The organism is Streptomyces globosus, from assembly GCF_003325375.1.
In the GTDB taxonomy this organism is placed as follows: Bacteria; Actinomycetota; Actinomycetes; order Streptomycetales; family Streptomycetaceae; genus Streptomyces; species Streptomyces globosus_A.
The window spans coordinates 6653133-6679701 of record NZ_CP030862.1; the positions used below are offsets into that span (position 1 = coordinate 6653133).

Sequence of the window (26569 nt, forward strand, 5' to 3'; positions counted from 1 at the left end):
CGGCCCGCCGGCCCGAAGCCCCGCCCCCGCCCATCCCCGACGCGGAGAGAGCCCCACCGTGCACGCCGACGACCCCGTGTTCCGCATGGGAATCACCGAGCCCACCGCCATCGACCCGTACAAGGCCCAGGAAGGGGAGGGCATCCTCGTCTGCAAACTCCTCTTCACCGGCCTCCTCGCCCTCGACGGGGACGGCGCGCCCGCCCCGGCCACCGCCGTGGCCTGGGAGAGCGACGCGGCCGCCACCACCTGGACGTTCACCCTGCGCCCCGACACGGTGTTCTCCAACGGCGAGCCCGTCACCGCCCACAGCTTCGTCCGCGGCTGGTCGCGGGCGCTGGACCCGGCAGCCGCCACGGAGACCGCCTACCACCTGGCGGGCGTGCGCTCCTTCACCGCCGCCGACGACACCACCCTCGTCGTCGAGCTGTCCGAGCCCGACACCGAGTTCGACCTGAAGACGCTCCAGCCGGTCTTCAGCCCCGTCCCGGAGTGCGCGGGCCCCGCGCTGGACCCCGCCTACAACGACATGCCGATCGGGAACGGCCCGTTCAAAATGGCCGGCCCCTGGGAGCACCACCGGGCGATCCGGCTCGTCCGCAACGACCGCTGGAACCTCGGCCCGGCCCCCGAGGTCCGCGAGGTGCACATCGACGTCCTGGACCCGGTCACCGGCCTCGACGACGAGTACGCCCGCTTCCTGGACGGCACCTACGACTACGCCCGCATCCCGCCGGCCCGCACCGCCGAGGCAGCCGCCCGCGACGGCTTCACCGAGCAGGAGGGCGCCGGCCTGTTCTACCTGATCCCCTTCTGCCATCAGGCGCCGATGGACTCCCTCGACGCCCGCCGGGCCCTGTCGGCCGCCATCGACCGGCAGGGGCTCGTCGACCGGCACTTCCACGGCCGGCGCACCCCCGCCCACTCGCTGCTCTCCCCCTGGTTCGGCAAGGCCCACACCCCGCGCGGCACGGACGGCGGCGACTGGACGGCCTACGACCCGGAGCGGGCGCGCGCCGCCGCACTGCGCGCCGGGCTCGGGCCTGGCAGCCGCGTGCAGTTCGCGTACAACACCGGCGCCGGGCACGACGCGTGGGTCGCCGACCTGGCGCGCGGCCTGGAGGAGGCACTGGGCTGGCGGGTCGAGCTGCTGCGCCTCGACGCCCGCGGGCTCGTCGACCACCGCACCTCGATCGGCGCGGCCGGCTTCTGCCGGGCCGGCTGGGCCTGCGACTACCCCACGCCCGACAACGTGCTCTACCCGCTGCTGCACTCCTCCTGCACGGCGCCCGACGCGGCCGGCACCGCCCACGGCGACAACGAAGGCCGCTACGCGAACCCGGAGTTCGACGCCCTCGTGGCCCGCGCCCGCGGCTGCGCCGACCCCGCCGGGCGCGCCGACGCCTGGCGGCGCGCGGAGGCCGTCGCCATGGCCGACCTGGCGCTGGTGCCGCTCTGGTACCGCACCGACCAGCGGGTGTACGCCGCCGAACGGATCACGGGCCTGCGCATCGACTTCGACGGCAATCCGACCCTCACCACTGTCAAGGCAAGGAAGACCACGCGATGAGCGCACCGACGCACCCGACCGCACCGGCAGACGCCGGCGCCTCCGCCGCGCAGGCCGCGCAGGCCGCGGCGGCGCAGCCCGCCCCCGTCCACGACATCCTCGGCATCGGCTTCGGCCCCGCGAACCTGGCGCTGGCCATCGCCCTGGAGGAACGCGGCTCCCCGCTGACCGCACGGTTCCTGGAGGCCAGGCCCAGCCCCGAGTGGCAGCCCGGCATGCTCCTGGACGGCTCCGACATCCAGAACCACCCCAGCCGCGACCTGGTGACCCTGCGCAACCCGCGCAGCCGCTACTCCTTCCTGAACTACCTGCACGAGCACGGCCGCCTGCTGCGCCACCTCAACCTGCCCGCGGAGTTCCCGCTCCGCAAGGAGTACGCCGGCTACATCCGCTGGGCGGCCGGGTTCTTCGCCCACCTCGTCGACTGCAACCAGCGCGCCGCGCACGTCGAGATCGTGCAGGAGCAGGGCGAGCGCGTCTACGCCGTCACCACCATGTCGGGCAACCGCTACCTGGGCCGCACCCTCGTCATGGCGCCCGGCCGCACCCCGTACGTCCCCGCCCCCTACGACACCCTGCGCACCCCGCGGATCTTCCACCTGACCCGGTACCTGCCGAAGCTCGCGGAGCTGACCGCCGGCGGGCGGGAGCCGGAGTCGGTCGCCGTCATCGGCGGCAGCCAGAGCGCCGTCGAGCTGGCCCTGGACCTCTCGCGCCGCTTCCCGCGGACCCGGGTGACGACGTACACCCGCTCGCACACCCTGAAGCTGAAGGACACCAGCCCCTTCAGCGAGGAGGGCTACTTCCCCGAGTTCACGGACTACTACTTCCGGGCGCCGCGCGAGGCCAAGAAGGCCCTCGACGCGTACATGCACGGCACCAACTACTCCTCCTCCGACGGCGACGTGCTGCGCGAGCTGTACATGGCCATCTACGAGCAGGAACTCGACGGGGAGCAGCGGACGTTCGTCCGCGGCAACCACGAGGCCACCGGCGTGTCCACCGCGCCGGACGGCCGGATCGCCCTGGAGTTCCTGGAGCACACCACCGGCGCGCGGACCACCGAGACCGTCGACTTCGCCGTCCTCGCCACCGGCTTCCGCAACATGGGCCCCGGCCCGCACGAGGAGCTGTGCCCGCCGCTGATGGCCCCGCTCGCGCCGCTCTTCGCCACCGAGCCGGACGGCCGCCTCCAGGTCGCCGCCGACTACGCCCTGGAGCCGGTCGCCGACGGCGTCCCGCCGCTCTTCCTCAACGGGCTGTGCGAGTCCAGCCACGGCATCGGCGACGCCGGCTCCTTCAGCCTGCTGTCGCTGCGCGCCGCGACCCTCGCCGACGCCCTCACCGCCCGCCTGTCCGCCACGGCCGCCGCCGGCCGCGACGCCGTCCTCGCCGCCGCCTGACCGGAAGGGTCCTCATCCCCCATGACCGCCACCATCGACGCCCCGGCCGGCCGGGTCTACAGCGCGCCCCGTGTCACCGGCACCCTGCCCGGCCCCCGCAGTGCCGAACTCCTGGACCGGCAGGCCGGCCGGGAGTCCAACTCCCGCTCCTACCCGCGCAAGCTGCCCATGGCGATCCGCCGCGCCAGGGGCTCCTACGTCGAGGACCTCGACGGGAACGTCTTCCTCGACTTCCTCAGCGGCGCCGGCGTCCTCTCCCTGGGCCACAACCACCCCGAGCCGCTCGCCGCCGCCCACCGCCAGCTCGACGAGTTCGTCCACGGCCTGGACTTCCCGACCCCGGTCAAGGACGAGTTCACCGAGCTGACCATCGGGATGCTGCCCGAGCCGATGCGCGAGCGCACCCGCATCCACTTCTGCGGGCCGACCGGCGCCAACGCCGTCGAGGCCGCGCTGAAGCTGTGCAAGACCGCCACCGGCCGCGACGAGGTCGTCACCTTCCAGGGCGGCTTCCACGGCGCCACCCTCGCCGCGCTCAGCGTGACCGGCCTCGTCGAGCAGAAGGAGCCGGTCCGCGGCCGGATGCCGGGCGTGCACTTCTTCCCGTACTCCCACTGCCACGACTGCCCGCTGGGCCTCACCCGGGACACCTGCAAGGTCAACTGCGCGGCGTTCCTGGAGAAGGCGCTCACCGACTCCAACGGCGGCCTCACCCCGCCCGCGGCCGTCCTGATGGAGCTCGTGCAGGGCGAGGGCGGGGTGATCCCCGCCGAGGTCGAGTTCGTCCAGCGGGTCCGCGAGGTCACCCGGCGGCTCGGGATCCCGCTGATCGTGGACGAGGTGCAGAGCGGCTGCGGCCGCACCGGCACCTGGTTCGCGTTCGAGCAGTACGGCATCGAGCCGGACGTGGTGTGCGCCTCCAAGGCGCTGTCCGGGATCGGACTGCCCGCCTCCGTGATCCTGTACGACGAGAAGCTCGACGTGTGGAAGCCCGGCGCGCACTCGGGCACCTTCCGCGGCAACCAGCCCGCCTTCGCCGCGGGCGCCGCCACCCTGAAGGTGGTGCGGCGCGAGCGCGTCCTGGAGAACGTCCGGGCCCGCGCCGACCAGCTGATGGTCCACCTCCAGGGGCTGCGCGAGCTCGGCCCGTGGGTCGCCGACGTACGCGGCCTCGGCCTGATGGCCGGCGTCGAGCTGACCGACCCCGCCACCGGGCGGCCCGCGTCCGAACTGGCCCGCCGCGTCCAGTGGGAGGCCGTCAGCCGCGGGCTGATCCTCGAACTCGGCGGCCGGGACGACTGCGTCGTGCGCATGCTGCCCCCGCTGAACTGCACCGCCGAGGAGATCGACCACGCCGGCCGGATCGTCCGCGCGGCCCTGGCCGCCGCCCTGGACGGGCTCGGCGCGGCGGCGGAGGCCGCGTGATGGCCGCCGCCCGCGACACCGCCGTCCAGGACCTCGTCGTCGCCGGGTTCGGGCCCTCCGGGATCGCGCTCGCCGCCGCCGTCGAGGACCACGACGACGCGGCCGGCGGCCCGCCGCTCGCCGCCCGCTACCTGGAGAGGGCCGCCGACTCGGCCTGGCAGCCCAACCTCGTCCTGCCCGGCACCGACATCCAGCACCACTTCCTGCGCGACTTCGCCACCCCGCGCGACGCCCGCTCCCGCTTCACCTTCCCCCACTACCTGCAGCAGAGCGGCCGCTTCTACCCGTTCACGCTGATGGGCGGCTACGTCAGCCGCCTGGAGTGGTCGGACTACGTCCAGTGGGCCGCCCGGCAGGTCCGCGGCACCGTCGAGTACCACCGCGAGGTCCTCGGCGTCGAGCCCGTCACGGGGCCCGACGGCCGCGTCCGGACCGCCCGCGTCACCTCCCGCGACCCCCGCGACGGCTCCCTGCACACCGTCGAGGGCCGCAACGTCGCCCTCGCCACCGGCCACGAGCCGTACGTGCCCGAACTGCTCCGCCCGCACCTGGGCGAGCGGGTCTTCCACGCCTCGCGGCTGCTGCCGGCCCTCGCCGCGCTGTCCGGGACCCCGCTGCGCAGCATCGCCGTGGTCGGCGCCGGCCAGACCGCCGGCGAGATCGTCCTGCACCTGGCCGCGCAGCACCCCGACGCGGAGATCCACTCCCTCGTCCGGCACGCCGGCTTCCGGATGTACGAGCTCGGCCACTTCAGCAACGAGGTCTACTTCCCCGACGAGACCGACTACTTCTACGGCCTGGAGGGCGAGCAGCGCGAACGCGCCCTGGAGCAGGCCCGCGCCACCAACTACGCGGCCGTCGACCCGGACGTCTCCACCGCCCTCTACCAGGCGGCCTACCAGGACCGGTTCACCGGCCGGAACCGCCTGCACATGCACCGGCGCACCGAGATCGCCTCCGTCGAGCAGGAGGACGGCGGCCCGGTGCGGCTCGCCACCGAGGAGGTCTTCACCGGCGAGCGGGGCCTGGTCACCGCCGACGCCGTGATCGTCTGCACCGGCTACCGGGAGCCCGTCCTGCCCCGGCAGCTCGCCGCGTTCGTCCCGTACCTGCGGCTCGACGCGCAGGGCCGCCCTCAGGTCACCCGCGCCTACCGGGCCGAGACCACCGGCGACTGCGAGGTCGGGATCTACCTCGACGGCCTCACCGAGTGGCGGCACGGCATCGGCAGCGCCACCTCCTTCAGCCAGATGGCCGCCAAGGCCGACACCGTCCACCGCGACCTGCGGGCCCGCCTGAGCCGGCCCGCCGCGCCCGTCGCCGCCTGATTGGAACCCGTACGCGATGCACATCTTCACCGCCCACGAGGACGACATGGTCTTCGAGGAGCAGTACAACGTCAGCGGCCGGCGGATCTTCCCGTGGCCGGAGGCCGTGGAGGAGCCGGGCTGGGGCGGCGCCTGGGTCGACGTGGCGCCCGGCGCCACGTCGACCGCGCACCTGCACGACGAGAACGAGATGTTCTTCGTCACCGAGGGCAGCGGGCTGATGCGGATCGGCCCGGAGACCCGCCGCGTGCGGGCCGGGGAGACCGTCTTCATCACGCCCGGCCTGGACCACGACCTCACCAACGACGGCGCGGAGCGGCTCCGCTTCATCACCATCTGGTGGGGCGGCTCCGAGGCCGTCGCCCGCGAACGCGCGAGGTGGGCCGCCGAGTTCGGCATCGCGGACCCCGGCGCGGCCGGCCCCGCCGGCACCGCGGACGCCGCGGACGGCCCGCGGCCGGACGGGCAGGGCGAGGCATGAGCCCCGTCCTGCACGCCCACGCCGACGCCGTCGTCGTCGGCGGCGGGGTCATCGGCGCGGCCATCGCCCACCGGCTGGCCCTCGCCGGCCTCGGCCGGATCGTCCTGTGCGACCAGGGCCGGGTCAGCGCCCAGGGCGCCACCTCCCGCTCCGGCGGGCTCCTGCGGCTGCACCACACCTCCGCCGCCGACACCCGCCTCGCCGCCCGCAGCCTGCCCGTCTTCGAGCAGTGGGCGGACGTCATCGGCGGCGACTGCGGCTACCGGCGCACCGGCTTCGTGATGATCGTCGGCGAGGAGCACGCCGACGGCCTGCGGCAGAACGCGGCCGCCGCGAGCGACGCGGCCGGCTACCGGCGCACCGAGGTCGTCGACGCCGCCGAGCTGAAGGCCCTCTACCCGGGCCTGCGCACCGAGGGCGTCGGGCTCGCCGCCTACGAGCCGGAGGGCGGCTACGCCGACCCCCTCGCCGCCACCGCCGCCCTGCTCGGCGCCGCCTACCGGCTCGGGGTGTCCCCCTCCGAGGGCATCCGCGCCGTGAAGGTCCTGGAGCGCGCGGGCACCGTCACCGGCGTCCTCACCTCCATCGGCCGGATCGACTCCCCGCTGGTGGTCCTGGCCGGCGGGGCGTGGGGCTCGGCGCCCGCCGAGTACCTCGGCATCCACATCCCCGTCACCGCCCGCCGCATCGGCCTCGCGCAGGCCGAACTGCCCGGCGCCGGGCGGCGCGGCTCGGCGGCCTCCGTGCCGACGTGCATCGACGACACCACCGGCAGCTACTTCCGGCCCGACGGCCTGGACCGCTTCTACTTCGGCGTGCCCAGCAAGCCCGACACCGAGCTCGGCCGGGACGTCGAACCGCTCACCGAGTCCGAGCTGGAGGCCGCGATCGCCGCCGTCGCCCACCGGGTTCCGGCCGCGGCCGCCGCCCCGCTCGCCGGCACCCGCTCCGGCCTGGACGGCTACACCCCGGACAAGCGGCCGGTCGTCGGCGCGGCCGGCCCCGACGGCCTCTACCTGGCGCTCGGCTTCAGCGGGGGCGGCTTCAAACTCGCGCCCGCCGTCGCCGAACTCGCCGCCCTGGAGATCACCGAGGGCGGGGCGGTGCCCGGCAAGGCCGTACAGCAGCTGCTGGAGCCGTACCGGCCGCAGCGGTTCCTCGCCGGCCACCCGATCCGCCCGGAGGCCCCGTATGACCACATGTGAGACCGGCCCGGACACCGGGGCGCCCGCGGCGCGGCGGCCGCTGCGGGAGGTGCTCCGCGAGGATGTCGCGACCGTCCTCGACAAGGACCCCGCCGCCCGCTCCCGCGCGGAAGTGCTCCTCTACCCGCACATCCACGCCCTGTGGACGTACCGGATCGCCCACCTGCTGTGGCGCCGCGGCCACCGCGTCAGCGCCCGCGCCCTGTCCCTGCTCGCCCGCGCCGTGTCCGGGATCGAGATCCATCCGGGGGCGCGGATCGGCCGCCGCTTCTTCATCGACCACGGCACCGCCGTCGTCATCGGCGAGACCGTCCGCATCGGCGACGACGTGATGCTGTACCACCAGGTCACGCTGGGCTCCGTCGGCTGGTGGAAGGACCTGCGCCGCCCCTCCGGCTCGCGCCGCCACCCCGTCCTGGGCGACCGCGTCGTCATCGGCACCGGCGCCAGCGTGCTGGGCCCCGTCACCGTCGGCGCGGACTCCCGCATCGGCGCCCACTCGGTCGTCCTGGACGACCTGCCGCCGCGCAGCCGCGTCGTCGCCGCCGCCTCCGCGGCCCTCCCGCCCCTCGACACGGCGGCCCCCGCCTCCCCCGCCGTGACCGTCCCCGAAGGAACCCACACGCCATGACCGCGTACGTCGTCACCAGCGCCCCGCCGAACCCGAACGGCGACCTCCACCTCGGCCACCTCTCCGGCCCGTTCCTCGGCGCCGACGTCCTCACCCGCCACCTGCGCCAGCGCGGCCACGACGTCCGCCACGTGGGCTACTCCGACGAGCACTCCTGCTACGTGCCGCGCCGGGCCGCCGAGATCGGCTCCACCGCGTACCCGACGGCGCGGCTGTTCGGCGACCGCATGGAGGAGACGCTCTCGCTGGGCGCCATGCACCACGACTGGTTCACCCGCCCGCTCACCGACCCCGTCCACACCGAGTTCGTCCAGCGCTTCTTCCTCGACCTGTGGGAGTCCGGCGCGCTGGAGGTGCAGGAGCTGCCCGTCTTCCACTGCGGGCCCTGCGACCGCTACCTGTACGAGGCGGAGGTGCGCGGCTGCTGCCAGTTCTGCGCGGAGCCCTCCGACGGCGTCTACTGCGAGGCCTGCGGCCTCCCGCAGGACCCGGCCGGCCTCGCCGACCCGAAGTGCACCGCCTGCTGGACCGCCCCGGCGACGCGCACGCTGCGCCGCATCGTCTTCCCGCTGGAGCAGCGCCGCGGGGAGCTGGCCGCCTACTACGCCGAGGCGCAGGCCCGCGCCGAGTGGCGGCCCCGCCTGGTGGCCTACCTTCAGGGGCTGTTCGCGCGGGGCCCGCTGCCCGACACCCCGGTCAGCCGGGAGGCCGGCTACGGCATCCCCGTGCCGCTGCCCGGCTGGGAGGGCCACGTCCTCGACACCTGGTTCAGCGGCATCTGGGGCTACGCGGCCGCCACGGCCCGGCTCTCCGAGGCGAACGGCGACCGCTCGGAGTGGGAGCGGCTGTGGACCGACCCGGAGACCCGGATCGTCAACTTCATCGGCTTCGACTGCTCGTTCTCGCACGCCGTGCTGTGGCCGGCGCTGCTGCTCGCGCGGGGCGGGCTGACGCTGCCGGCGCAGGTGGTGACGAACGAGTTCTACCGGCTGGAGGGCGACAAGTTCTCCACCAGCCGCGGACACGCCATCTGGGGCGGCGAGTTCCTGCGGCGGGTCAACGCGGACGCGCTCCGCTTCCACCTGTGCCTGACCGGGCCCGAGCGGGCGCAGAACAACTTCTCCATGAAGGAGTTCGCCGACACGGTCAGCACGGTGCTGGCGGGCTCCCTGGAGCGGTGGACCGACACCGTGCTCGACCTGCTGGCCCGGGACTTCGACTCGACCGTCCCGGACGGCGCGGACGACGGGGACGGCGCGGACGGCGCGGACGACGGGGATGCCGGGGGGCCGGCCGCCGCCGAGCGGGCCGCGCTGCCCGGGCGGATCGCCGACGCCCTCGGCGCGGGGGCCTTCTCCCCGCAGCGTGCGGCCGACGTGCTGGCCACCGCGGTGGAGCGGGCCGACGCCGACCTGCGCGAGCTGGCCCTGCTCCGGGCCTCCGGCCCGCGCGCCCGGTACGCGGCACGCCTCGCCGCACACGCCGAACTCCTCGCCGCGGTCGCGGCCACGGCGGCGCCGCTGATGCCGGGCTGGTCGGCGTTCCTCGCCGAGCGGCTGGGCCTGCCGGTCGACCTGGCGACCCGCATGCCGGCCTGGCCGCAGGGCCGCCTGCTGCCCGCGGGCAGCACCCTCCCGGCGTCGGTCCCGCTGTACTTCCACGAACTGTCGTGACCGCCTCCCCCGTGTCCGCGCCCGCCGCCGCCGGTCCGCGGGAGCCGCGGCCCGCCGCGGGCGGCCTCGCGGAAGGACTGCGGCGGACGCTGCTCGGGGTGCTGGGCGCCGGGCTGCTGGTGCTGCCGGGGGTCCTCGGGCCGGTGCCCGCCGCAACCGTGGCGGCGGTGGCCGCCGCCCTGGCCGGCTGGTGCCTGCTCGTCGCCGCCGCGGGCGGCACGGACCGCGGGGGCCCGACCGCGTTCGTACGGGACCGGCTCGGCCCGCGGGCGGCCCGCGCGGCCACCGCGCTGTACTTCGGCGGCTTCGCCACCGGCCAGGCGGCCGTCGCCCTCGCCGCGGGCGGCTACGCCGCGGCCGGCTTCGCCCCGGCGGGCGACTCCGGCTGGCGGGCCCACCTGGCGGCCGCCGCCGTGCTGGCCGCGGCCGCCTGCCGCGCCTGGCTCGGCCCGCAGGGCCCCTCGCCCGCCGCCCGGCGGCTGCGGCTCGCCTCGGTGGCCGCGGTGGCCGCCGCCTGGTGGGGCCTCGGCGGTCCGCTCCCCGGCTCCGGCGCCACCGGCTGGTGGGCCGCCCTCGCGGCAGTGCCGCTGCTGTTCGGCTGGGTCGGGCTCGAAGGGGCCGTACCGTCCGCGGCCCGCCCCCGCATGCTGGCCGGAACCCTGCTCGGGCTGGCCGCCGCCGCCGCCCTGTACGCCGTACTGGCCGCCCCGCCCGGCCCGTCCGCGCCGGAGCCGCATCCCGTCGCGGCAGCCGCCCTCGGTGCGGCCGCGGCCGCGCTGTGCTGGTCGTACTGCCGGACCAACCTCCAGGCCACAGCGGCCCGTTGGACCGAACTCGGCGGCCGGTCCCGCCGCGGCGGCGTCCTCGCCGGCGCCGCCCTCGCCCTCGCCTTCCTCGCCGCCGGCGCGGCCGCCGACTGGCCCGCCGCCGTCCTGCTCGCCGGCCCCGGTACCGCAACCGCGGCCCTGTACTGCCTCATCGCCGTGGCGGCCCTGCGCCGCCCCCGTCCCAAGGAGCACACCGCATGACCACCGCCCCTCAGACCGCACCCGCCACCGCCTCCAAGGTGCTGCGCGTACCGCCCGCCGACCCCGCAGCCGCCGCCGCCCACTTCCACCGCCGCTTCACCTTCGAGGCCGACGTCGCCGACGTCCACGCCGACATCGAGTCCGGCGCCCCCGGCTTCGTCCTCGTCGACAGCCGCAGCGCCGAAGCCTGGGCCCAGGGACACATCCCCGGCGCCGTGCACCTGCCCACCGACGAGATCCCGGCGCGCGCCGCCGACGCCGTACCGCCCGGCAGCACCGTCGTCACCTACTGCTGGGGACCCGGCTGCAACGGCGCGACCCGCGCCGCCCACGCCTTCGCCACCGCCGGCTACCGGGTCAAGGAGATGCTCGGCGGCTACGAGTACTGGTCCCGCGAGGGCTTCCCCGTCGAGGACTCCGCCGGACTGCGCCGCTCCGCCCCCGACCCGCTGACCGCCCCCGCCGCCGAAGGCGCCGCCTGCGGCTGCTGACGCGGACGGCGCGCGCCGGGACGTCAGAGCAGACCCTGCTCGACGGCCCGCTGCCCCAGCTGGAACCGGCTGTGCGCGTCCAGCCTCTCCATCAACTCGGAGATCAGCCGCCGCTCGCTGCGCAGGGAGATCCCCAGCCGGCGGGCGGCGGCCTCGTCGGTGTAGCCCTGCGCAAGAAGCCGCAGCAGTTCGCGCGGCTGCGAACCCGGATCGTCCAGGCTCCGCCGCGGCGGCTCCCCGAACGGCAGCGCCGTCTCCCACACCGAGTCGAACAGGGCGCAGAACGCGGCGACCGCCCCCGGCTCCCGCAGCAGCACCGCGCCCAGCGCACTGTCGGCGGGGTCGATCGGCAGCAGCGCGAACTCCCGGTCGGCGATGACCATCCGCATCGGCAGCGAGGGCACCGTCCGCACCTCGCCGCCCCGTTCGGTCAGCCAGCGCGCGTGCTCCAGGCTGGCCGGGTCGTTGCGGATCGCGTCCTGGTAGACGGTGCGGATCTTCACCCCGCGCGCGATGAGCTCCTCGGTGATCGGCTCGCTGGCCCTGAACTGGGCAGCGGGCACGGGCCCTCCGGGATGGAAGCTGATCGACTCACGGCGGGTGCGGGACGACAGCTCGCTCAGCTTGGCCCGGACGGCCTCGACTCCCAGGAACCGCTCCGCCTCGTGCGCGGGCGGCGCCGGGTGCAGTTCGGCGTACTGCGACAGCAGCGCGCTTGCCGCGGCCTGGCTCTCGGCGAGCGCCCGGTGCCGCTGGGCGATCTCCGCCTGCTGGTGCGCGAGCAGCGAGTCCAGGGCCGCCTTCGGGTTGACGACGCGCAGCCGTCCGTCACTGCGCCAGGAGGGCGCCAGCAGCGACAGCCGGGTCAGCTCCTCCAGGTCGCCGCGTACGTCGTCCTCCGGACGGCCCAGTTCGGCGGCGGCAGCGGCGACGGCGAGATCCGGCCGTTTGAGGATGAGCCGGTAGAGCGCGTCCGAGCGCTCGGTCAGCCCGAGAGAAACCAACAAAGGGAGCCCCCCAGCTCGCGGTTCGGAGCGGCAGCACGGCTGTTGCACCGACAACGCTGGCGGCAGGATGCGCGGCCCTCCGAGGGCCGATCTTGCACCCAGGATTGTCCATACCAGCCATGGCCCGCACAAACACCGTCCATCACGCGGACAGGACCGCCGGACATACCGTCACCCATCGGCGTGCCGCGGCGGAGAGGGCTGTTGGCAGAGATGTGTCAGAGCGCTTTGTGCCACCGCCGAACCGGCGACAGCGGCCCGCCCGCTCGGCACGATGGCGGCACGCCGGAGCGCAGGATCCGGCCAACCGCCATCATCCCCACGGTCCGATAAGAGGCATCGACACCATGCGCCGCACGCTCGCCACCCTCGCCACCGCCACCGCCGCTGCTCTGATCGCCGTCGCCGGCGTGAACGGCACCGGCCGGGCCTCCGCACCGGAATCCCCCGCGGACCCGGCCCACCGCGTGGTCGCCGAGCCCGGCTGGTCGGCCCCCGCCCCGCGCGACCCGGGCTGGTCCTGACCACACGAAAGCGCCCCGCACGGTCGAAACCGCGCGGGGCGCTCCCCGGCTGTAGGCCATGTCGGACTCGAACCGACAACCAACGGATTAAAAGTCCGCTGCTCTGCCAATTGAGCTAATGGCCCTCACTGCCCACGCCAGAGCATAGCCGGACCGCGCCCGTCAGCCGATCGGGTATCGACCGACCGGCCCCGTCGGATACGGCAAGAGCTGCTCGGCGGCGGGTTCTTGGCGGGTTCCGGGACGGCGACAGGCCCCCGCGGCGGTGCCGTGGGGGCCTGTCGGGCGTTCTCAGTGCCGGGGATCAGCCGTTGCGCTTCCAGCGCGGCTTGTCGTCGCGGCGGCCGCCGAAGGAGCCGGACGGGCGGTTGTCGTCGCGGCGGCCGTACGGGCGGTCGCCGCCACCGGAGCGGAAGCCGCCGGAGGGCCGGTCGTCGCGGCGGAAGCCGCCACGGTCGCCACCACGGTCACCCCGGTCGTCCCGGCGGAACCCACCGCGGTCGCCGCCGCGGTCGTCGCGGTTGAAGGACGGGCGGTCGTCACGGCGGAAGCCACCACGGTCACCCCGGTCGTCACGGCGGAAGCCACCACGGTCGCCACCACGGTCACCGCGGTCGTCGCGGTTGAAGGACGGGCGGTCGTCGCGGCGGAAGCCGCCACGGTCGCCACCACGGTCACCCCGGTCGTCCCGGCGGAACCCACCGCGATCGCCGCCGCGGTCGTCGCGGTTGAAGGACGGGCGGTCGTCGCGGCGGAAGCCGCCACGGTCGCCACCACGGTCACCCCGGTCGTCCCGGCGGAACCCACCGCGGTCGCCACCGCGGTCGTCGCGGTTGAAGGACGGGCGGTCGTCGCGGCGGAAGCCGCCACGGTCGCCACCACGGTCACCCCGGTCATCACGGCGGAAGCCGCCGCGGTCGCCGCGGTCGCCACCGCGGTCGCCGCGCTCACCGCGGTCGTCGCGGCGCTCGGTGCGCTCCCGGCGCTCCTCGGCCGCCGCGGCGGCGGCGACCTGGGCGGCCACCTCGGCCTGGGCGGCCTCGGCCGCCTCGGCGATCGCGGTGTCCGGGTCCTCGCCGCGCTCGCGGGCGGAGCGGGCGACGAGGCGGTCGGCCTCCTCGCGCAGCTCGGCGGCGCGGCGGGTCATGCGCTCCAGGCGGCGGGTCAGCTCGGCGACCTCGCGCTCGGCCTGCTTGGCGGCGTTGTTCGCGGAGTCGGCCTGGACCTCGGTCAGCGAGCGGGCGCCGGTGATCTCGGCGACCTCCGGGTCGAAGGCGCCGGCGCCCTGCACGATGTGGCGCGAGGCCTCGACGCCGGCGTCCTCCATCAGGCGGAAGATCTGGCGCCGCTGGTGCGGCAGCGCCAGGGAGACGACGACACCGGACTTGCCGGCGCGGGCGGTGCGGCCCGAGCGGTGCAGGTAGTCCTTGTGGTCGCCGGCCGGGTCCACGTTCAGGACCAGGTCGATGCCGTCGACGTGGATGCCGCGGGCGGCGACGTCGGTGGCGACGAGGGCGTTGACGTAGCCGTCCTTGAAGTCGGCGAGGACGCGGGTACGGGCGCCCTGCGTCATGCCGCCGTGCAGCGCGTCCGCCTTCACGCCGGCCTCGACGAGCTGCTCGGCGATGCGGTCGGCGCCCAGCTGGGTGCGGACGAAGATGATGGTGCGGCCCTTGCGGGCGGCGATCGCGGCCGTGACGGGGGCCTTGTCCTTCGGCTTCACGACGAGGACGTGGTGCGACATGGTCGTGACGTTGCCCTGGGCGCTGTCGACCTCGTGGCTGACGGGGTCGGTGAGGTAGCGCTTGACCAGGGTGGAGATCTCGTTCTCCATCGTGGCGGAGAACAGCATGCGCTGGCCGCCGGCCGGGACCTGGTCCAGGAGCTCGGTGACCTCGGGCAGGAAGCCCAGGTCGGACATCTGGTCGGCCTCGTCGAGGACCGCGACCTGGACGTCCTCCAGGGAGCAGGCGCCGCGGTTGATGATGTCGCGCAGGCGGCCCGGGGTGGCGACGAGGATGTCGACGCCGCGCTCCAGGGCGTAGATCTGGTTGCCCATGCTGGTGCCGCCGCAGACGACCTTCATCTTCAGGCCGAGCACGTCGCCGTAGGGCTGGAGGGCGTCCGCGACCTGCATCGCGAGCTCGCGGGTCGGGGTGAGGATGACCGCGCGGGGCTTCTTCTTGTCGGTCGTGCCGCCCGCCAGGCGCGCCAGGGTCGGCAGGCCGAAGGAGAGGGTCTTGCCGGAGCCGGTGCGGCCGCGGCCGAGGATGTCCTTGCCGGCCAGGGCGTCCGGGATGGTCGCGGCCTGGATCGGGAACGGGACGGTGACACCGTTCTGGGCGAGCTTGCGGACGACGCCCTCGGGCAGGCCCAGGTCGGCGAAGGTGGTCTCGGGCTCGTCGTCGGACTCGGCGTCGCGGTCGCCCGCCACGTCGGCCTCGAGGGCCTCGATGATCTCGTCGGCCTCGGCGGCCTCCATGGCCTCCGTCACCACGAGGGCCTCGACGGCGTCCACGATCTCGTGGGAGTCGTTCTCGGGCATGACGGCACGGTCAGAACTGGAAATGGACATGCGAAATGCGAAACCTTCCGGAGTCTCGGCACGCGCCCAAACTCCGTGAATCGCAATTCGACCGCCTCAATGCGGTCAGCCACGGCTAGGGAGAAACGCGCCACGCGGCGCGCTTCGGATCGGCGCCGGGCAATGGGATCAAACGATCTATAACCATACGCACCTCCTGGGGGGTCTGGCAAGTCGTTCTCGCCCGATCCGTCCTGACCTGGGGAGATCGGCCCGCGGGGCCGCCGCGGCGACGCCTCAGCCGCTGGGCGAGGGCGTCGGCTCGGGCTGCGGCGGAGTGGGCGTGGGGGCCGGGGGTGTGTGGGGCGGCTCCGGGGTCGGCGACTGCGCCGGCGGCGTGGGCTTCGCCCCGCCGGAGCCGCCGGAACCGCCGGAACCACCGCTTCCGCCGGGGCCCGGAGGCGGCTCCTGGGGTCCCTGCCCGCCCGCACCGCCCCCCGGCCCGGCCGACGGCGACGGCGCCCCGGGCCGCCCCGCCGGCGCATCCGGGCTGGCCGAAGCCCCCGTCGCGCCCGACGCCTTGCCGTCCTCGCCTGGCTTGCCCGCCTGGACCCCCGCGGAGGCCCTGCCGCCCTGCCCCGCCTCGTGGGACCCCGCCCCCCGCCGGGACGCGGCACCCCGGCCCGCCTCGGCGGCCTGCTTGCCGCCCGGCGAGGCGGACGGCCCCGGCTTCGCGGCGTCCCCGCCGACGCTCATGCAGCCCGCCGTGGCCGCGACCGCGAGCGCGGTGACGGCCAGGCGGAGGGAAGCGGACAACTGGCGCACGGTGCACCTCCGGGTGGGCGGTCAGAGTCCGCGGTGAGCGGGTCGATGTGCCCAACTCCCTTTGCCCCGCAAGGGACACGCCCCGGACGGACACCCGCCGGGAACCGGCCGCCCGCCTGCGACCCGGCCCGCCGAAGGCGCCCGGCCCCGCGCCCGCGCCTCCCTCAGCCCCACAGCCCGGCCGCCGCCTGCGACCCCAGCGCCACCGCCCCGAACCCGACCAGCACCGAGCCCGCCGCGTTCGCCGCGGCCGGCCCGCACCGCCCCCGCTCCGCCAGGCGCAGCGTCTCGTACGAGAACGTCGAGTACGTGCTCAGCGCCCCGCACAGCCCCGTCCCCAGCAGCAGCTGCCACCCCTCCGAAGCCGCCCCCGCCAGCACCGCCCCCGTCAGCAGCCCGAGCAGCAGGCAGGCGGCCGCGTTCACCGCGAACGTCCCCCACGGGAACACCGAGTCGTGCCGCGCCTGCACCGCCCGGTCCGCCAGGTACCGCAGCGGCGCCCCGACGGCCGCACCCGCCGCCACCAGCAGCCAGTTCACCCGCGGCCTCCGCCCACCGCGCGCCGCGTCACCGAGGCCGCCGCCCACACCGCGCCGAGCGCCGCCGCGAGCGTGGCCCCGGCGTACGCCGCCGCGCGCCCTGCCTCGCCCGCCGCCCACAGCCGGGTGAAGTCCCCCGCGTACGTGGAGAACGTGGTGAACCCGCCGAGCACACCGGTCCCCGCGAACGGCCGCAGCAGCGGGTGCGGCGGCGTCCGCCCGCCCTCGGCGATCAGGACCATCAGCACCCCGATCAGCGCACTGCCGGCCGCGTTCGTCCAGAACACCGCCCACGGGAAGCCCGCCTGGCCCGCAGGCCACAGCAGCGCCAGCCCGTACCGGGCCGACGCCCCCAGGGCGCCGCCCGCAGCGACCGCCGCGAGGACCGGCCCCAGCGGCTCGGCGCGCTGCGCCGGCACGTGCAGGTCGACGTCCGGGTCGACCGGGCCGACCACCGGGCGGACCCGGCCGGCGCCGTCCCCGGCCGGACCGCTCACCCGTAGCCCAGGGCGTGCAGCCGGGCATCGTCGATGCCGAAGTGGTGGGCGATCTCGTGGACCACGGTGATCTCCGTCTCCGCGATCACGTCCTCCCGGTCCTCGCACATCCGCAGGGTCGGGTTGCGGTAGACGGTGATCCGGTCCGGCAGCACGCCCGCGTACCACTCACCGCGCTCCGTCAGCGGAGTCCCCTCGTAGAGGCCGAGCAGCTCCGGGTCGTCCGCGGGCGGCTCGTCCTCGACGAACACCGCCACGTTGTCCATCAGCCGCGTCAGCTCCGGCGGGATGCGGTCCAGGGCCTCGGCGACGAGCTCCTCGAACTCCTCGCGTGTCATCTCCAGCACCCGGTCATTGTCCCTCCGCACCGGGCGCACGCAGCCTGCCGGGGGAAACCGTTTTGGCGTTACCTCCCCGCATCCCATATGCTTCTCACGTCCCCGACGCGCTGGAAAGCGCCCCGGCGGGCCTTTAGCCCTCATCGTCTAGTGGCCCAGGACGCCGCCCTTTCAAGGCGGTAGCACGGGTTCGAATCCCGTTGGGGGTACGCATTACCGTGTGCAAGACTTGTCTCGCACACTGCATGGTCCTGTGGAGCAGTTGGTTAGCTCGCCACCCTGTCAAGGTGGAGGTCGCGGGTTCAAGTCCCGTCAGGATCGCTGAGGCCGGAAACGGTCTCGTGGCTGGGTAGCTCAGTTGGTACGAGCGATCGCCTGAAAAGCGATAGGTCGCCGGTTCGACCCCGGCCCCAGCCACAAAAGGAAGGCCCCGTCCACCGGACGGGGCCTTCCGCGTCATTCCCGCGCCTCCGCCGGCTCCGACGCGCCCTCCCCGGCAGCCGCGGCCGGGCCGCCGCGCAGCCGGCGCACCAGCACCACCGCGAGGGCCCCCGCCGCGGCCACGCCGAGCAGCACCGCGTCCGGCACCGCGCCCGCGATCTCCCGCACCCGCTGCTCCACCGCGAACGAATCGTCCACGTCCAGCAGCCCCGGCAGCGCGCTCGCCCCGTCGTACGCCAGGAACAGCGCCCCCAGCAGGACGAAGAACAGCCCCGAAAGCAGCGACGTGCTGTGCACCTCGAGCCGCCCCAGGCGGACGGGCCGGCCGCGCAGCAGGCGCCGCCGCCCCAGGTCGAAGCGCTCCCACAGCAGGGCCAGCACGAAGAGCGGCACGGCCATCCCCAGCGCGTACACCGCGAGCAGCAGCCCCCCGTAGACCGGGCTGCCGCCGAGGGCCGCCACCGTCAGCACGCTCCCCAGGATCGGCCCGGCGCAGAAGCCGGCCAGCCCGTACACGGCGCCCAGCGCGTACACCGACAGCGCGGTCGTCGGCCGGATCCGCCCCGACAGCTCCGAGAGCCGCCGCGGCGCGAAGCCCCTGCCGAGGACCTGCGCGATGCCCAGCGCGATGATCAGCCAGCCGCCCGCCAGGACGAGGGCGTCCCGGTGGCCGTGGAAGAACCGGCCGGCCGTCGAGGACGCCGCGCCGAGCGGGACGAGGGTCGTGGCCAGGCCCGCGTAGAAGATCCCGGTCCGCGCCAGCAGCCGGGACGGGGAGTCGATCGAGTACGCGAAGAACGCCGGCAGCAGCAGCGCGCTGCACGGGCTGAGCAGCGCCAGCAGCCCGCCGAGCAGGGCGGCCAGGTAGCCGATGCCCGTCACCGGGCCGCCTCCGCCTTCGCCCCGTCGATCACCGCGGCGAAGGCGCCGTACGGCTGGGCGCCGGCGATCGGGCGGCCGTTGACCAGGAAGGACGGGGTCGAGGCGACGCCGATGCGGCTCCCCTCCTCCCGGTCCCGGGCCAGCGCCGCCGCGGCTGCCTCGCCGGCCATGTCCCGGGAGAAGCGCTCCAGGTCGGGGACGCCGGCCTCGCGGGCCAGCTCCAGCAGGCGCTCCGCGCCGAAGCCCTTCTCCTTGGCGCCGGGCGCGTACGCGGCGGCATGGAACTGCTGGAAGCGGTCCTGCTGCCCGGCGGCCCAGGCAGCCTTCGCCGCGGCCTCGGACTCCTCGCCGAAGATCGGGAAGTTGCGCCACTCGATGCGCAGCGTGCCGTCCTCGACGTACTTGCGGATCAGCTCGGGCTCGGTGTCCCGGGCGAACTTGCCGCAGTAGCCGCACTTGAAGTCGGAGTACTCGATCAGCACGACCGGGGCGTCCTGCCGGCCGACGGCGAGCCGGTCGCCGGCCTCGCGGCGCGCGAGCTTCAGCAGCTCGGCGCGGGCGCCGGAGTCCTCGGACCGCGGCTGCGACACCGCGCCGCCGCCCCGCGCCGGGCGGTCGTCGGGGGCGGTGGCCTGCCAGGACGCCAGCCCCAGCGCGGCCGCGGCGAGGACGACGCCCGCGCAGGCCAGCACCGTCTTGCCGGTGGAGCGGGAGGAGGGTCGGGAAGGGCGGGTGGAGGAAGGCATACGGGTGCTCCGGACGAGGTGGTGGACAGGGAGGGCGGCAGTCCGGCCGCTCGGGCCGGGCGGGCGTCCTCCTACACCCGCATCACGGAGAGCTCCAGCGGCCCGGGAGCGGGCCGGTCGGGGGCGCGCGCCCCGCCCGGCGGCCCGGACACGGCGCAGGCGGCGGGCGGCGCGCAGCCGGGGAGGGGGCGGGCGCAGCCGGCGAGTACCTGGTCGGCCTGCGCGCCGGCGCGGGCCGGCACGGCCGGCACCCGCTCGGGCCCCGCGGGCCCCGGCCCGCACCGCGGCCCCCGCCCGGAAGCGTCGGCACCGGCCCGCTGCCGGGCGGCTGAGGCCCGTACGGCCTCGGCCCCGTCGGCGGCGCCGGCGGACACCCGCCCGGCACCGTCCGCGGAGACCCGGTCGAAGGCCCGGTCGAAGGCCCGGTCGAAGGCCCGGCCGGAGGGAGCCGGACCGGCCGCCTGCCCGGCGGGCGCCGCGCCTCCCGCGACCACGCAGAACAGCGCCAGCAGCGCCGCGAGCAGCACGCCGCCCGCGCACCGGTGCGCGCTGCTCGGCATACGTGGGGCCTCTCACGCGGGAAGGGACGGGGGATCGTCCCGAAATGGTACGGCTCCCCCCGACAAATGCGTTCGCCACCCGGCGCACCGGGGTGAGATCCTCGAGCAGGTATGTCTACTTCCTTCGCCGCCCTGCAGACGCTTCTCGGTGAGATCTCCCTCCGCGACGCGCACCGCCTCGGCCGCCGCCTCGAAGGCGCCCGCCGCATCCGCAAGCCCGAGGCCAGGCAGGCCGTGCTCGACGAGATCGCCGCGGAGGCCGAGAAGGCCGCCGCGCGGCTGGCCGGCCGCGCCTTGCGCAAGCCCGAGGTCACCTACCCCGAGAACCTGCCCGTCAGCCAGAAGAAGGACGAGATCGCCGAGGCGATACGCGACCACCAGGTCGTGATCGTCGCCGGTGAGACCGGTTCCGGCAAGACCACGCAGATCCCGAAGATCTGCATGGAGCTGGGCCGCGGCGTCCGCGGCATGATCGGGCACACCCAGCCCCGCCGCCTCGCGGCCCGCACGGTCGCCGAGCGGATCGCCGAGGAGCTGAAGTGCGAGATCGGCGGCACGGTCGGCTGGAAGGTCCGCTTCACCGACCAGGTCGACCCGGACGCGACCTTCGTGAAGCTGATGACGGACGGCATCCTCCTCGCGGAGATCCAGACCGACCGCGAGCTGCGCGCCTACGACACGATCATCATCGACGAGGCCCACGAGCGGTCCCTGAACATCGACTTCCTGCTGGGCTACCTCTCCCAGCTGCTGCCCCGGCGCCCCGACCTCAAGGTCGTGATCACCTCCGCGACCATCGACCCGGAGCGCTTCTCCCGCCACTTCGGCGACGCCCCGATCGTCGAGGTCAGCGGCCGCACGTTCCCCGTGGAGGTCCGCTACCGGCCGCTGCTGGAGGAGGACTCCGAGGAGAGCGACCGCGACCAGATCACCGCCATCTGCGACGCCGTGGACGAGCTCCAGGCGGAGGGGCCGGGCGACATCCTGGTCTTCCTCTCCGGCGAGCGCGAGATCCGCGACACCGCGGACGCGCTGATCAAGAAGAAGCTGCGCTTCACGGAAGTCCTGCCGCTGTACGCCCGCCTCTCGCACGCCGAGCAGCACCGGGTCTTCCAGCAGCACACCGGCCGCCGCATCGTCCTGGCCACGAACGTCGCCGAGACCTCGCTGACCGTCCCGGGCATCAAGTACGTCATCGACCCGGGCACCGCCCGCATCTCCCGCTACAGCCACCGCACCAAGGTCCAGCGCCTGCCGATCGAGCGGATCTCGCAGGCCAGCGCCAACCAGCGCAAGGGCCGCTGCGGCCGTACCAGCGACGGCATCTGCATCCGGCTGTACTCCGAGGACGACTTCGACGCCCGCCCGGAGTTCACCGACGCCGAGATCCTCCGCACCAACCTCGCCTCCGTCATCCTCCAGATGACCGCGGCCGGGCTCGGGGAGATCGAGAAGTTCCCCTTCATCGACCCGCCGGACCACCGCAACATCCGCGACGGCGTCCAGCTCCTCCAGGAGCTCGGCGCCCTCGACCCGGCCGAGAAGGACCCCCGCAAGCGGCTCACCCCGCTCGGCCGCAAGCTCTCCCAGCTGCCCGTCGACCCGCGGCTGGCCCGCATGGTCCTGGAGGCCGACCGCAACGGCTGCGTCCGCGAGGTCATGGTCATCGCCGCCGCGCTGTCGATCCAGGACCCGCGCGAGCGCCCGTCCGACAAGCAGACCCAGGCCGACCAGCACCACGCCCGCTTCAAGGACGAGACCAGCGACTTCCTGTCGTTCCTGAACCTGTGGCGCTACATCCGGGAGCAGCAGAAGGAGCGCGGCTCCTCCTCCTTCCGCCGGATGTGCAAGCAGGAGTACCTGAACTTCCTGCGGATCCGCGAGTGGCAGGACGTCTACTCGCAGCTGCGCACGGTCGCGAAGGGCATGGGCATCCACGTGAACGAGGCGGACGCCTCCGAGCAGCACGTACACGTGTCGCTGCTCGCCGGCCTGCTGTCGCACATCGGCCTGAAGGACACCGACAAGAACGAGTACCTGGGCGCCCGGAACGCCAAGTTCGCGATCTTCCCGGGCTCGGCGCTCTTCAAGAAGCAGCCGAAGTTCGTGATGTCCGCCGAGCTGGTGGAGACCTCCCGGCTGTGGGCGCGGGTCAACGCCAGGGTGGAGCCCGAGTGGGTCGAGCCGCTGGCCGGGCACCTGCTCAAGCGCACGTACAGCGAGCCGCACTGGGAGAAGGACCAGGCCGCCGTGATGGCGTACGAGAGGGTCACGCTGTACGGCGTGCCGATCGTCGCCCAGCGGAAGGTCAACTACGGGCGGATCGACCCGGAGGCCTCGCGCGAGCTGTTCATCCGCCACGCCCTCGTCGAGGGGGACTGGCGCACCCACCACAAGTTCTACGCCGACAACCGCAAGCTGCTGACCGAGGTCGAGGAGCTGGAGAACCGGGCGCGGCGCCGCGACATCGTCGTCGACGACGAGACCCTCTTCGACTTCTACGACCAGCGGATCCCCGAGCACGTGGTGTCGGGGGCGCACTTCGACTCCTGGTGGAAGCACAAGCGCCGCGAGGAGCCCGAACTCCTCGACTTCGAGCGCGAGATGCTGCTGACGGAGAAGGCCGCCGGCGTCACCAAGGCCGACTACCCCGACTCCTGGCGGCAGGGGCAGCTGAAGTTCCGGGTCACCTACCAGTTCGAGCCGGGCGCGGACGCGGACGGCGTGACCGTCCACATCCCGCTCCAGGTGCTCAACCAGGTCACCTCCGAGGGCTTCGACTGGCAGATCCCGGGCCTGCGGGAGGAGGTGGTGACCGAGCTGATCCGGTCGCTGCCCAAGCCGATCCGCCGCCACTACGTGCCCGCGCCGAACTACGCGGCCCGCTTCCTGGACACGGCGGCGCCCCTCCAGGAGCCCCTGGCGGCCACGCTGGCGCGCGAACTGCACCGGATGGTGGGCGTCCCGGTCACCGCGGACGACTTCGACCCCTCCCGGATCCCCGATCACCTGAAGATCACCTTCCGGATCGTTGACGAGCGGCGCCGGAAGGTCGCGGAGGACAAGGACCTGGAGGCGCTGCGCCTCAGGCTCAGGCCGAAGGCCCGCCAGGCCCTCTCCCAGGCCGCCGCGGCCACCGCCGAGCGGTCGGGCGGGGAGTCGGTGGAGCGCTCCGGGCTGGCGGACTGGACGATCGGCACCCTGGCCCGGGTCTTCGAGACCCGGCGGGCCGGCCAGCCCGTGAAGGCGTACCCGGCGCTGGTCGACGAGGGGGCGAGCGTCGCCGTACGCCTCTTCGACACCGAGGCCGAGCAGCAGCAGGCGATGTGGCTGGGCACGCGCCGGCTGATCCTGCTGAACCTCCCGGTGAACGCCGCCAAGTTCGCCTCGGACCGGCTCAGCAACCAGCAGAAGCTGTCCCTGTCGCGCACCCCGCACGGCTCCGTGCAGGCCCTGTTCGACGACTGCGCGACGGCCGCCGCGGACAAGCTGATCGCCGACCACGGCGGCCCCGCCTGGGACGAGGCGGGCTACCGCAGGCTGTACGAGGCCGTGCGCGCCGACCTGGTGGACACGACCGTCCGCACGGTCGGGCAGGTGCAGCAGGTCCTGGCGGCGTGGCAGGCCTGCGAACGGCGTCTGAAGGGCACGCAGAGCCCGGCCCTGCTGGCGAACCTCCAGGACGTCAGGGCGCAGCTGGCGGCCCTCATGCCGCCCGGCTTCGTGACCCTGACCGGGCTGCGGCGGCTGCCGGACCTGATGCGGTACCTGGTGGCGGCCGACCGCCGGCTCCAGCAGATGCCGACGGCCGTCCAGCGGGACACCACGCGCATGCAGAAGGTCCACGAGATGCAGGACGAGTACGCCTGGCTGCTGGAGCAGCTGCCCAAGGGCCGGCCGGTGCCGGAGGCGGTCACGGACATCCGCTGGATGATCGAGGAGCTCCGGGTCAGCTACTTCGCGCACTCGCTGGGGACGGCGTACCCGGTCTCCGACAAGCGCATCGTGAAGGCGGTGGACGCGGCGGCTCCGTGACGGGGCGCCCGCCGGTTCGACGCACCCCCCGGGCTCATGTACAGTCTGATGCGCAGCCAGGCACGAAAACGGCTGCACATCGAGGTCCTGTGGAGCAGTTGGTTAGCTCGCCACCCTGTCAAGGTGGAGGTCGCGGGTTCAAGTCCCGTCAGGATCGCAGCAGGAGAAGGGCCCGCATCCCCGCCGGATGCGGGCCCTTCCGCATGTCCGCGTCCGCTGCGCACCCGCGGGCGGGCTCGCGTGCCGCGCCGCCGGGGGTCACCGCCCGCCCGGGAGGCAACGGCCGGTACTTCACCCGTTCGGCCGACCGAATTCACCCGTCTGCCCTCCGCGGGTGCAATCCTCCGCCTAAATCACCCCTCGGGCGAGACCGCTCTGCGCGGGACATCCCTTTACGGGCGCATTGCCTCCCACACAAGGGTCACAGCCTGTGACAGGAGTCACCACACGAGTTTTCGGTACCCGCACTTTTATCGCACCCATACGTCGGCTCAATTTAATATGTGCAATGGCACCTCCCCGGGGAGGCCGGCGCGACCGCGGCTGCCGCCCTGCCCGCGGGCACAAAAAAGATCGCGCTGGACCCGGCGGAGTCCAGCGCGACCGAACGGCCGGGCACCTGTTGGGGCAGGTCCGGCCGAATGAAGCACAGTGGGTTTCACCGGATTGGGGGATCCGATGCCTACCCGTTCAAAGCGGGGTGATGAACGCGACCTCAGGCCTCGCTGCGCTGCTGCGGAATTCCCGCGAGCAGGGCGCGGACCTCGGCCTCGCGGTAGCGGCGGTGCCCACCCAGGGTGCGGATGGACGTCAGCTTGCCGGCCTTGGCCCAGCGGGTCACCGTCTTCGGGTCCACGCGGAACATCGTGGCGACCTCAGCCGGGGTCAGCAGCGGCTCGGCATCAGGGGTGCGAGCGGTCATGAGCGGCCTCCTCGGGAGAACCGAACCATCTCGGTTCTTTCCTCTAAATTCTGCACCTTGGCCCGCGTTGCCCGAAATGGACATACGCGGGCCGAGTCGGTTATAGGACGAACGGCTTGTCCTCGGCACTACAACTACACCATCCGTCCAGCCGCGACGGCCAAACCGACGGAATTGCCCTCCGAGGTGTTCATCAGCGGTCGGAAGCCGATGGACCGCCCCATAGCGGACAGTCACCCCACTGTAACGATCAGTCACAGAGCGATCAGGAGTCCTCCGGACCCCCCGTAGCGTGCAATGCCGAGCATTCCGCCCTCAGTTGGGCGGAAGGAACCCTCCCCGGACTCCTTGTCCTATTTTGGCACGAGGGTAGGGGAACGGCGCAAGGGTGTGTTTAGTGCAGTCCGTCACGCTTGAGACAATGGCCCGGATCGGGACGTAGGTCCCGCCCGTTCGCCCCGAATACGGGTTCGCAGCCTCCCCCTAGTTGGCGAACAGTCTCTCCCGTACCGCCCGCCAGCGCTCCCCCAATTCCGCGTACGCCTCCGCCGCCCCGGCCGCGTCCCCGGACCGCAGCGCCGCCATCCCCGCCGCGACGTCGCGGGCCGACCGGTCCGCCGCCAGCCGCTCCGCCGGCAGCGCGTGCACCAGCCCGCCGTAGTCGAGTTCGACCATCGAGCGCGGATGGAACTCCTCCAGCCAGCTGCCGACCCCGACCAGCCCGTCGGCGAGCATCTCGTACCCCTCCGCCTCGCGCAGCGTCCGCAGCGCCCGGGCCAGCCGCCGCCGCGCCTGGACCATCGGCGTCCGGTACCGCAGCCGCTCGCCCGGCAGGTACTCCCGCTCATCGTCCGCCACCAGCACGAACCAGCGCAGTGGCACCTGCCACACCGAGCTGCGGATCCACGGCCGCGCGTCCGGGTTCCGCTCACGCCAGCGCTCGTACTCCTCGGCCGCCCGCCGCCGCGACTCCGGGGGCAGCGCCGCGTCCAGCACCGGAGCCGGGAACTCCTCGACGAGCTCCTTCAGCGCCAGCCAGCCCCGCAGCCGCGTCCGCCACGGGCAGACCAGCAGCACCCCGTCCACCTCCGCCGTGAAGGCGTCCGAGCTCTCGCGCCGCGGCACCCCCGCCACCGGGACGCGCACCAACTCCGCCAGCGAACGGCGCAGTTCGTCCTGGGCCGTGGGCCCCGCCCCGCGCCGGGCGTACGCCGCCCAGTGCGTGCGCTCCGGCTCGGCGAAGGCCCCCAGCGGCTCGTAGACCCGCAGGTAGGAGGCGTACGGGACGGTCGGCGCCGGGCGCTCGGACGGCGGCCGGGGGTCGCGGGATGCACTCACGCTTCCGTACTCCCCCGCCCCGCCCGGGCCTACTCCGCCCGCCGCGCGGACCGGCCCCGGCGGCAGCGGAGCGCCGCCCCGTACTCCGGGAGTGTTCCGATCCCCGGACAGGGGGTCTGCCGGCGGCGCTTTGGACTTACTCTGCTCCCAGCACGC

The 26569-nt window shown here is 74.3% G+C and carries 22 protein-coding genes and 5 tRNA genes; 16 read left to right on the forward strand and 11 right to left on the reverse strand.

Annotation, left to right across the window (positions count from 1 at the left end):
• Window positions 1-58 precede the first annotated feature (58 nt).
• From C0216_RS29535 to C0216_RS29580, 10 genes are read left to right on the forward strand one after another with little or no spacing between them, the layout of a single operon-like run.
• On the forward strand, window positions 59-1570 hold the full coding sequence (locus C0216_RS29535) for an ABC transporter substrate-binding protein (RefSeq protein WP_114058183.1): 1512 nt from the start codon (window positions 59-61) through the stop codon (window positions 1568-1570).
• Window positions 1567-2973 (forward strand): SidA/IucD/PvdA family monooxygenase, encoded by a 1407-nt coding sequence (locus C0216_RS29540; protein WP_114058184.1) that lies wholly within the window; start codon window positions 1567-1569, stop codon window positions 2971-2973. Before C0216_RS29535 ends, C0216_RS29540 begins: the two co-directional genes overlap by 4 nt.
• Window positions 2974-2994: 21 nt before the next feature.
• Complete coding sequence (locus tag C0216_RS29545; protein WP_114058185.1) at window positions 2995-4398, forward strand: diaminobutyrate--2-oxoglutarate transaminase family protein; 1404 nt, start codon at window positions 2995-2997, stop codon at window positions 4396-4398.
• Complete coding sequence (locus C0216_RS29550) at window positions 4398-5726, forward strand: SidA/IucD/PvdA family monooxygenase (protein WP_114058186.1); 1329 nt, start codon at window positions 4398-4400, stop codon at window positions 5724-5726. The genes C0216_RS29545 and C0216_RS29550 overlap by 1 nt, the downstream gene beginning before the upstream one ends.
• A 16-nt stretch (window positions 5727-5742) precedes the next feature.
• Window positions 5743-6207 carry a cupin domain-containing protein gene (locus C0216_RS29555; protein WP_114058187.1) on the forward strand — a complete coding sequence of 155 codons (465 nt, stop codon included), beginning with the start codon at window positions 5743-5745 and terminating at the stop codon, window positions 6205-6207.
• A complete protein-coding gene (locus C0216_RS29560; protein ID WP_114058188.1) occupies window positions 6204-7412 on the forward strand; it encodes an NAD(P)/FAD-dependent oxidoreductase in 1209 nt (402 codons plus the stop codon). Before C0216_RS29555 ends, C0216_RS29560 begins: the two co-directional genes overlap by 4 nt.
• Complete coding sequence (gene epsC / locus C0216_RS29565; RefSeq protein WP_114058189.1) at window positions 7399-8043, forward strand: serine O-acetyltransferase EpsC; 645 nt, start codon at window positions 7399-7401, stop codon at window positions 8041-8043. The genes C0216_RS29560 and epsC overlap by 14 nt, the downstream gene beginning before the upstream one ends.
• Window positions 8040-9716 (forward strand): class I tRNA ligase family protein, encoded by a 1677-nt coding sequence (locus tag C0216_RS29570; RefSeq protein WP_114058190.1) that lies wholly within the window; start codon window positions 8040-8042, stop codon window positions 9714-9716. The genes epsC and C0216_RS29570 overlap by 4 nt, the downstream gene beginning before the upstream one ends.
• On the forward strand, window positions 9713-10744 hold the full coding sequence (locus C0216_RS29575; protein ID WP_114058191.1) for a hypothetical protein: 1032 nt from the start codon (window positions 9713-9715) through the stop codon (window positions 10742-10744). The genes C0216_RS29570 and C0216_RS29575 overlap by 4 nt, the downstream gene beginning before the upstream one ends.
• On the forward strand, window positions 10741-11235 hold the full coding sequence (locus tag C0216_RS29580) for a rhodanese-like domain-containing protein (protein ID WP_114058192.1): 495 nt from the start codon (window positions 10741-10743) through the stop codon (window positions 11233-11235). The genes C0216_RS29575 and C0216_RS29580 overlap by 4 nt, the downstream gene beginning before the upstream one ends.
• 23 nt (window positions 11236-11258) lie before the next feature.
• Here the strand turns inward: C0216_RS29580 and C0216_RS29585 are convergent, their stop codons facing one another.
• Window positions 11259-12242 (reverse strand): helix-turn-helix transcriptional regulator, encoded by a 984-nt coding sequence (locus C0216_RS29585; RefSeq protein ID WP_162793315.1) that lies wholly within the window; start codon window positions 12240-12242, stop codon window positions 11259-11261.
• A 347-nt stretch (window positions 12243-12589) separates the two neighbouring features.
• On the opposite strand from C0216_RS29585, the gene C0216_RS33645 reads away from it, so the two are divergent.
• Window positions 12590-12766, forward strand: coding sequence for a hypothetical protein (locus tag C0216_RS33645; protein ID WP_162793316.1), 177 nt, complete (start codon window positions 12590-12592; stop codon window positions 12764-12766).
• 52 nt (window positions 12767-12818) lie between these two features.
• Here the strand turns inward: C0216_RS33645 and C0216_RS29590 are convergent.
• The 5 genes from C0216_RS29590 to C0216_RS29615 all read right to left on the reverse strand — a co-directional run bounded on the left by C0216_RS29590 (window position 12819) and on the right by C0216_RS29615 (window position 17498).
• Window positions 12819-12891, reverse strand: a tRNA-Lys gene (locus C0216_RS29590).
• Between the two features lie 179 nt (window positions 12892-13070).
• Complete coding sequence (locus tag C0216_RS29595; RefSeq protein ID WP_114058194.1) at window positions 13071-15341, reverse strand: DEAD/DEAH box helicase; 2271 nt, start codon at window positions 15339-15341, stop codon at window positions 13071-13073.
• A 938-nt stretch (window positions 15342-16279) separates the two neighbouring features.
• Window positions 16280-16654: a fluoride efflux transporter CrcB gene (gene crcB, locus C0216_RS29605; RefSeq protein ID WP_114058196.1), complete on the reverse strand. Its 375-nt coding sequence runs from the start codon at window positions 16652-16654 to the stop codon at window positions 16280-16282.
• Window positions 16651-17151 (reverse strand): fluoride efflux transporter FluC, encoded by a 501-nt coding sequence (locus C0216_RS29610; protein ID WP_246042739.1) that lies wholly within the window; start codon window positions 17149-17151, stop codon window positions 16651-16653. The genes crcB and C0216_RS29610 overlap by 4 nt, the downstream gene beginning before the upstream one ends.
• A complete protein-coding gene (locus C0216_RS29615; protein WP_216827118.1) occupies window positions 17148-17498 on the reverse strand; it encodes a metallopeptidase family protein in 351 nt (116 codons plus the stop codon). Before C0216_RS29615 ends, C0216_RS29610 begins: the two co-directional genes overlap by 4 nt.
• A 127-nt stretch (window positions 17499-17625) precedes the next feature.
• Between C0216_RS29615 and C0216_RS29620 the strand changes: the two genes are divergently transcribed.
• From C0216_RS29620 to C0216_RS29630, 3 genes are all read left to right on the forward strand, one after another.
• Window positions 17626-17698, forward strand: a tRNA-Glu gene (locus C0216_RS29620).
• A 38-nt stretch (window positions 17699-17736) separates the two neighbouring features.
• Window positions 17737-17810, forward strand: a tRNA-Asp gene (locus C0216_RS29625).
• 22 nt (window positions 17811-17832) lie between these two features.
• Window positions 17833-17906: transfer RNA gene (locus tag C0216_RS29630), tRNA-Phe, on the forward strand.
• Between the two features lie 39 nt (window positions 17907-17945).
• On the opposite strand, the gene C0216_RS29635 is transcribed toward C0216_RS29630, so the two are convergent.
• From C0216_RS29635 to C0216_RS29645, 3 genes are all read right to left on the reverse strand, one after another.
• Window positions 17946-18812: a cytochrome c biogenesis CcdA family protein gene (locus tag C0216_RS29635; RefSeq protein WP_114058197.1), complete on the reverse strand. Its 867-nt coding sequence runs from the start codon at window positions 18810-18812 to the stop codon at window positions 17946-17948.
• Window positions 18809-19558, reverse strand: coding sequence for a DsbA family protein (locus C0216_RS29640; RefSeq protein ID WP_114058198.1), 750 nt, complete (start codon window positions 19556-19558; stop codon window positions 18809-18811). Before C0216_RS29640 ends, C0216_RS29635 begins: the two co-directional genes overlap by 4 nt.
• A gap of 71 nt (window positions 19559-19629) precedes the next feature.
• Window positions 19630-20118 carry a hypothetical protein gene (locus C0216_RS29645; RefSeq protein ID WP_114058199.1) on the reverse strand — a complete coding sequence of 163 codons (489 nt, stop codon included), beginning with the start codon at window positions 20116-20118 and terminating at the stop codon, window positions 19630-19632.
• Between the two features lie 111 nt (window positions 20119-20229).
• Here C0216_RS29645 and hrpA point away from each other — a divergent pair, with 111 nt between their 5' ends.
• Together hrpA and C0216_RS29655 are read left to right on the forward strand one after the other, a co-directional pair.
• The gene (hrpA, locus tag C0216_RS29650) at window positions 20230-24153 is read left to right on the forward strand and encodes an ATP-dependent RNA helicase HrpA (protein ID WP_114058200.1); all 3924 of its coding nucleotides are present in this window, start codon (window positions 20230-20232) and stop codon (window positions 24151-24153) included.
• Window positions 24154-24236: 83 nt separating this feature from the next.
• Window positions 24237-24310: transfer RNA gene (locus C0216_RS29655), tRNA-Asp, on the forward strand.
• A gap of 558 nt (window positions 24311-24868) precedes the next feature.
• Here C0216_RS29655 and bldC read toward each other — a convergent pair.
• Both bldC and C0216_RS29665 read right to left on the reverse strand, forming a co-directional pair.
• Window positions 24869-25075 (reverse strand): developmental transcriptional regulator BldC, encoded by a 207-nt coding sequence (gene bldC / locus C0216_RS29660; RefSeq protein WP_003949541.1) that lies wholly within the window; start codon window positions 25073-25075, stop codon window positions 24869-24871.
• A gap of 483 nt (window positions 25076-25558) precedes the next feature.
• Window positions 25559-26413, reverse strand: coding sequence for a hypothetical protein (locus C0216_RS29665; protein WP_114058201.1), 855 nt, complete (start codon window positions 26411-26413; stop codon window positions 25559-25561).
• Window positions 26414-26569: the final 156 nt, after the last annotated feature.

Excerpts from the sequence above, each read along its gene's own strand:
- C0216_RS29540 (WP_114058184.1), top strand. The coding sequence starts at position 1,567 with ATGAGCGCACCGACGCACCCGACCGCACCGGCAGACGCCGGCGCCTCC.
- C0216_RS29545 (WP_114058185.1), top strand. The coding sequence starts at position 2,995 with ATGACCGCCACCATCGACGCCCCGGCCGGCCGGGTCTACAGCGCGCCC.
- C0216_RS29550 (WP_114058186.1), top strand. The coding sequence starts at position 4,398 with ATGGCCGCCGCCCGCGACACCGCCGTCCAGGACCTCGTCGTCGCCGGG.
- C0216_RS29555 (WP_114058187.1), top strand. The coding sequence starts at position 5,743 with ATGCACATCTTCACCGCCCACGAGGACGACATGGTCTTCGAGGAGCAG.
- C0216_RS29560 (WP_114058188.1), top strand. The coding sequence starts at position 6,204 with ATGAGCCCCGTCCTGCACGCCCACGCCGACGCCGTCGTCGTCGGCGGC.
- epsC (WP_114058189.1), top strand. The coding sequence starts at position 7,399 with ATGACCACATGTGAGACCGGCCCGGACACCGGGGCGCCCGCGGCGCGG.
- C0216_RS29570 (WP_114058190.1), top strand. The coding sequence starts at position 8,040 with ATGACCGCGTACGTCGTCACCAGCGCCCCGCCGAACCCGAACGGCGAC.
- C0216_RS29580 (WP_114058192.1), top strand. The coding sequence starts at position 10,741 with ATGACCACCGCCCCTCAGACCGCACCCGCCACCGCCTCCAAGGTGCTG.
- C0216_RS33645 (WP_162793316.1), top strand. The coding sequence starts at position 12,590 with ATGCGCCGCACGCTCGCCACCCTCGCCACCGCCACCGCCGCTGCTCTG.
- C0216_RS29595 (WP_114058194.1), bottom strand. The coding sequence starts at position 15,341 with ATGTCCATTTCCAGTTCTGACCGTGCCGTCATGCCCGAGAACGACTCC.
- C0216_RS29640 (WP_114058198.1), bottom strand. The coding sequence starts at position 19,558 with ATGCCTTCCTCCACCCGCCCTTCCCGACCCTCCTCCCGCTCCACCGGC.
- C0216_RS29645 (WP_114058199.1), bottom strand. The coding sequence starts at position 20,118 with ATGCCGAGCAGCGCGCACCGGTGCGCGGGCGGCGTGCTGCTCGCGGCG.
- hrpA (WP_114058200.1), top strand. The coding sequence starts at position 20,230 with ATGTCTACTTCCTTCGCCGCCCTGCAGACGCTTCTCGGTGAGATCTCC.
- bldC (WP_003949541.1), bottom strand. The coding sequence starts at position 25,075 with ATGACCGCTCGCACCCCTGATGCCGAGCCGCTGCTGACCCCGGCTGAG.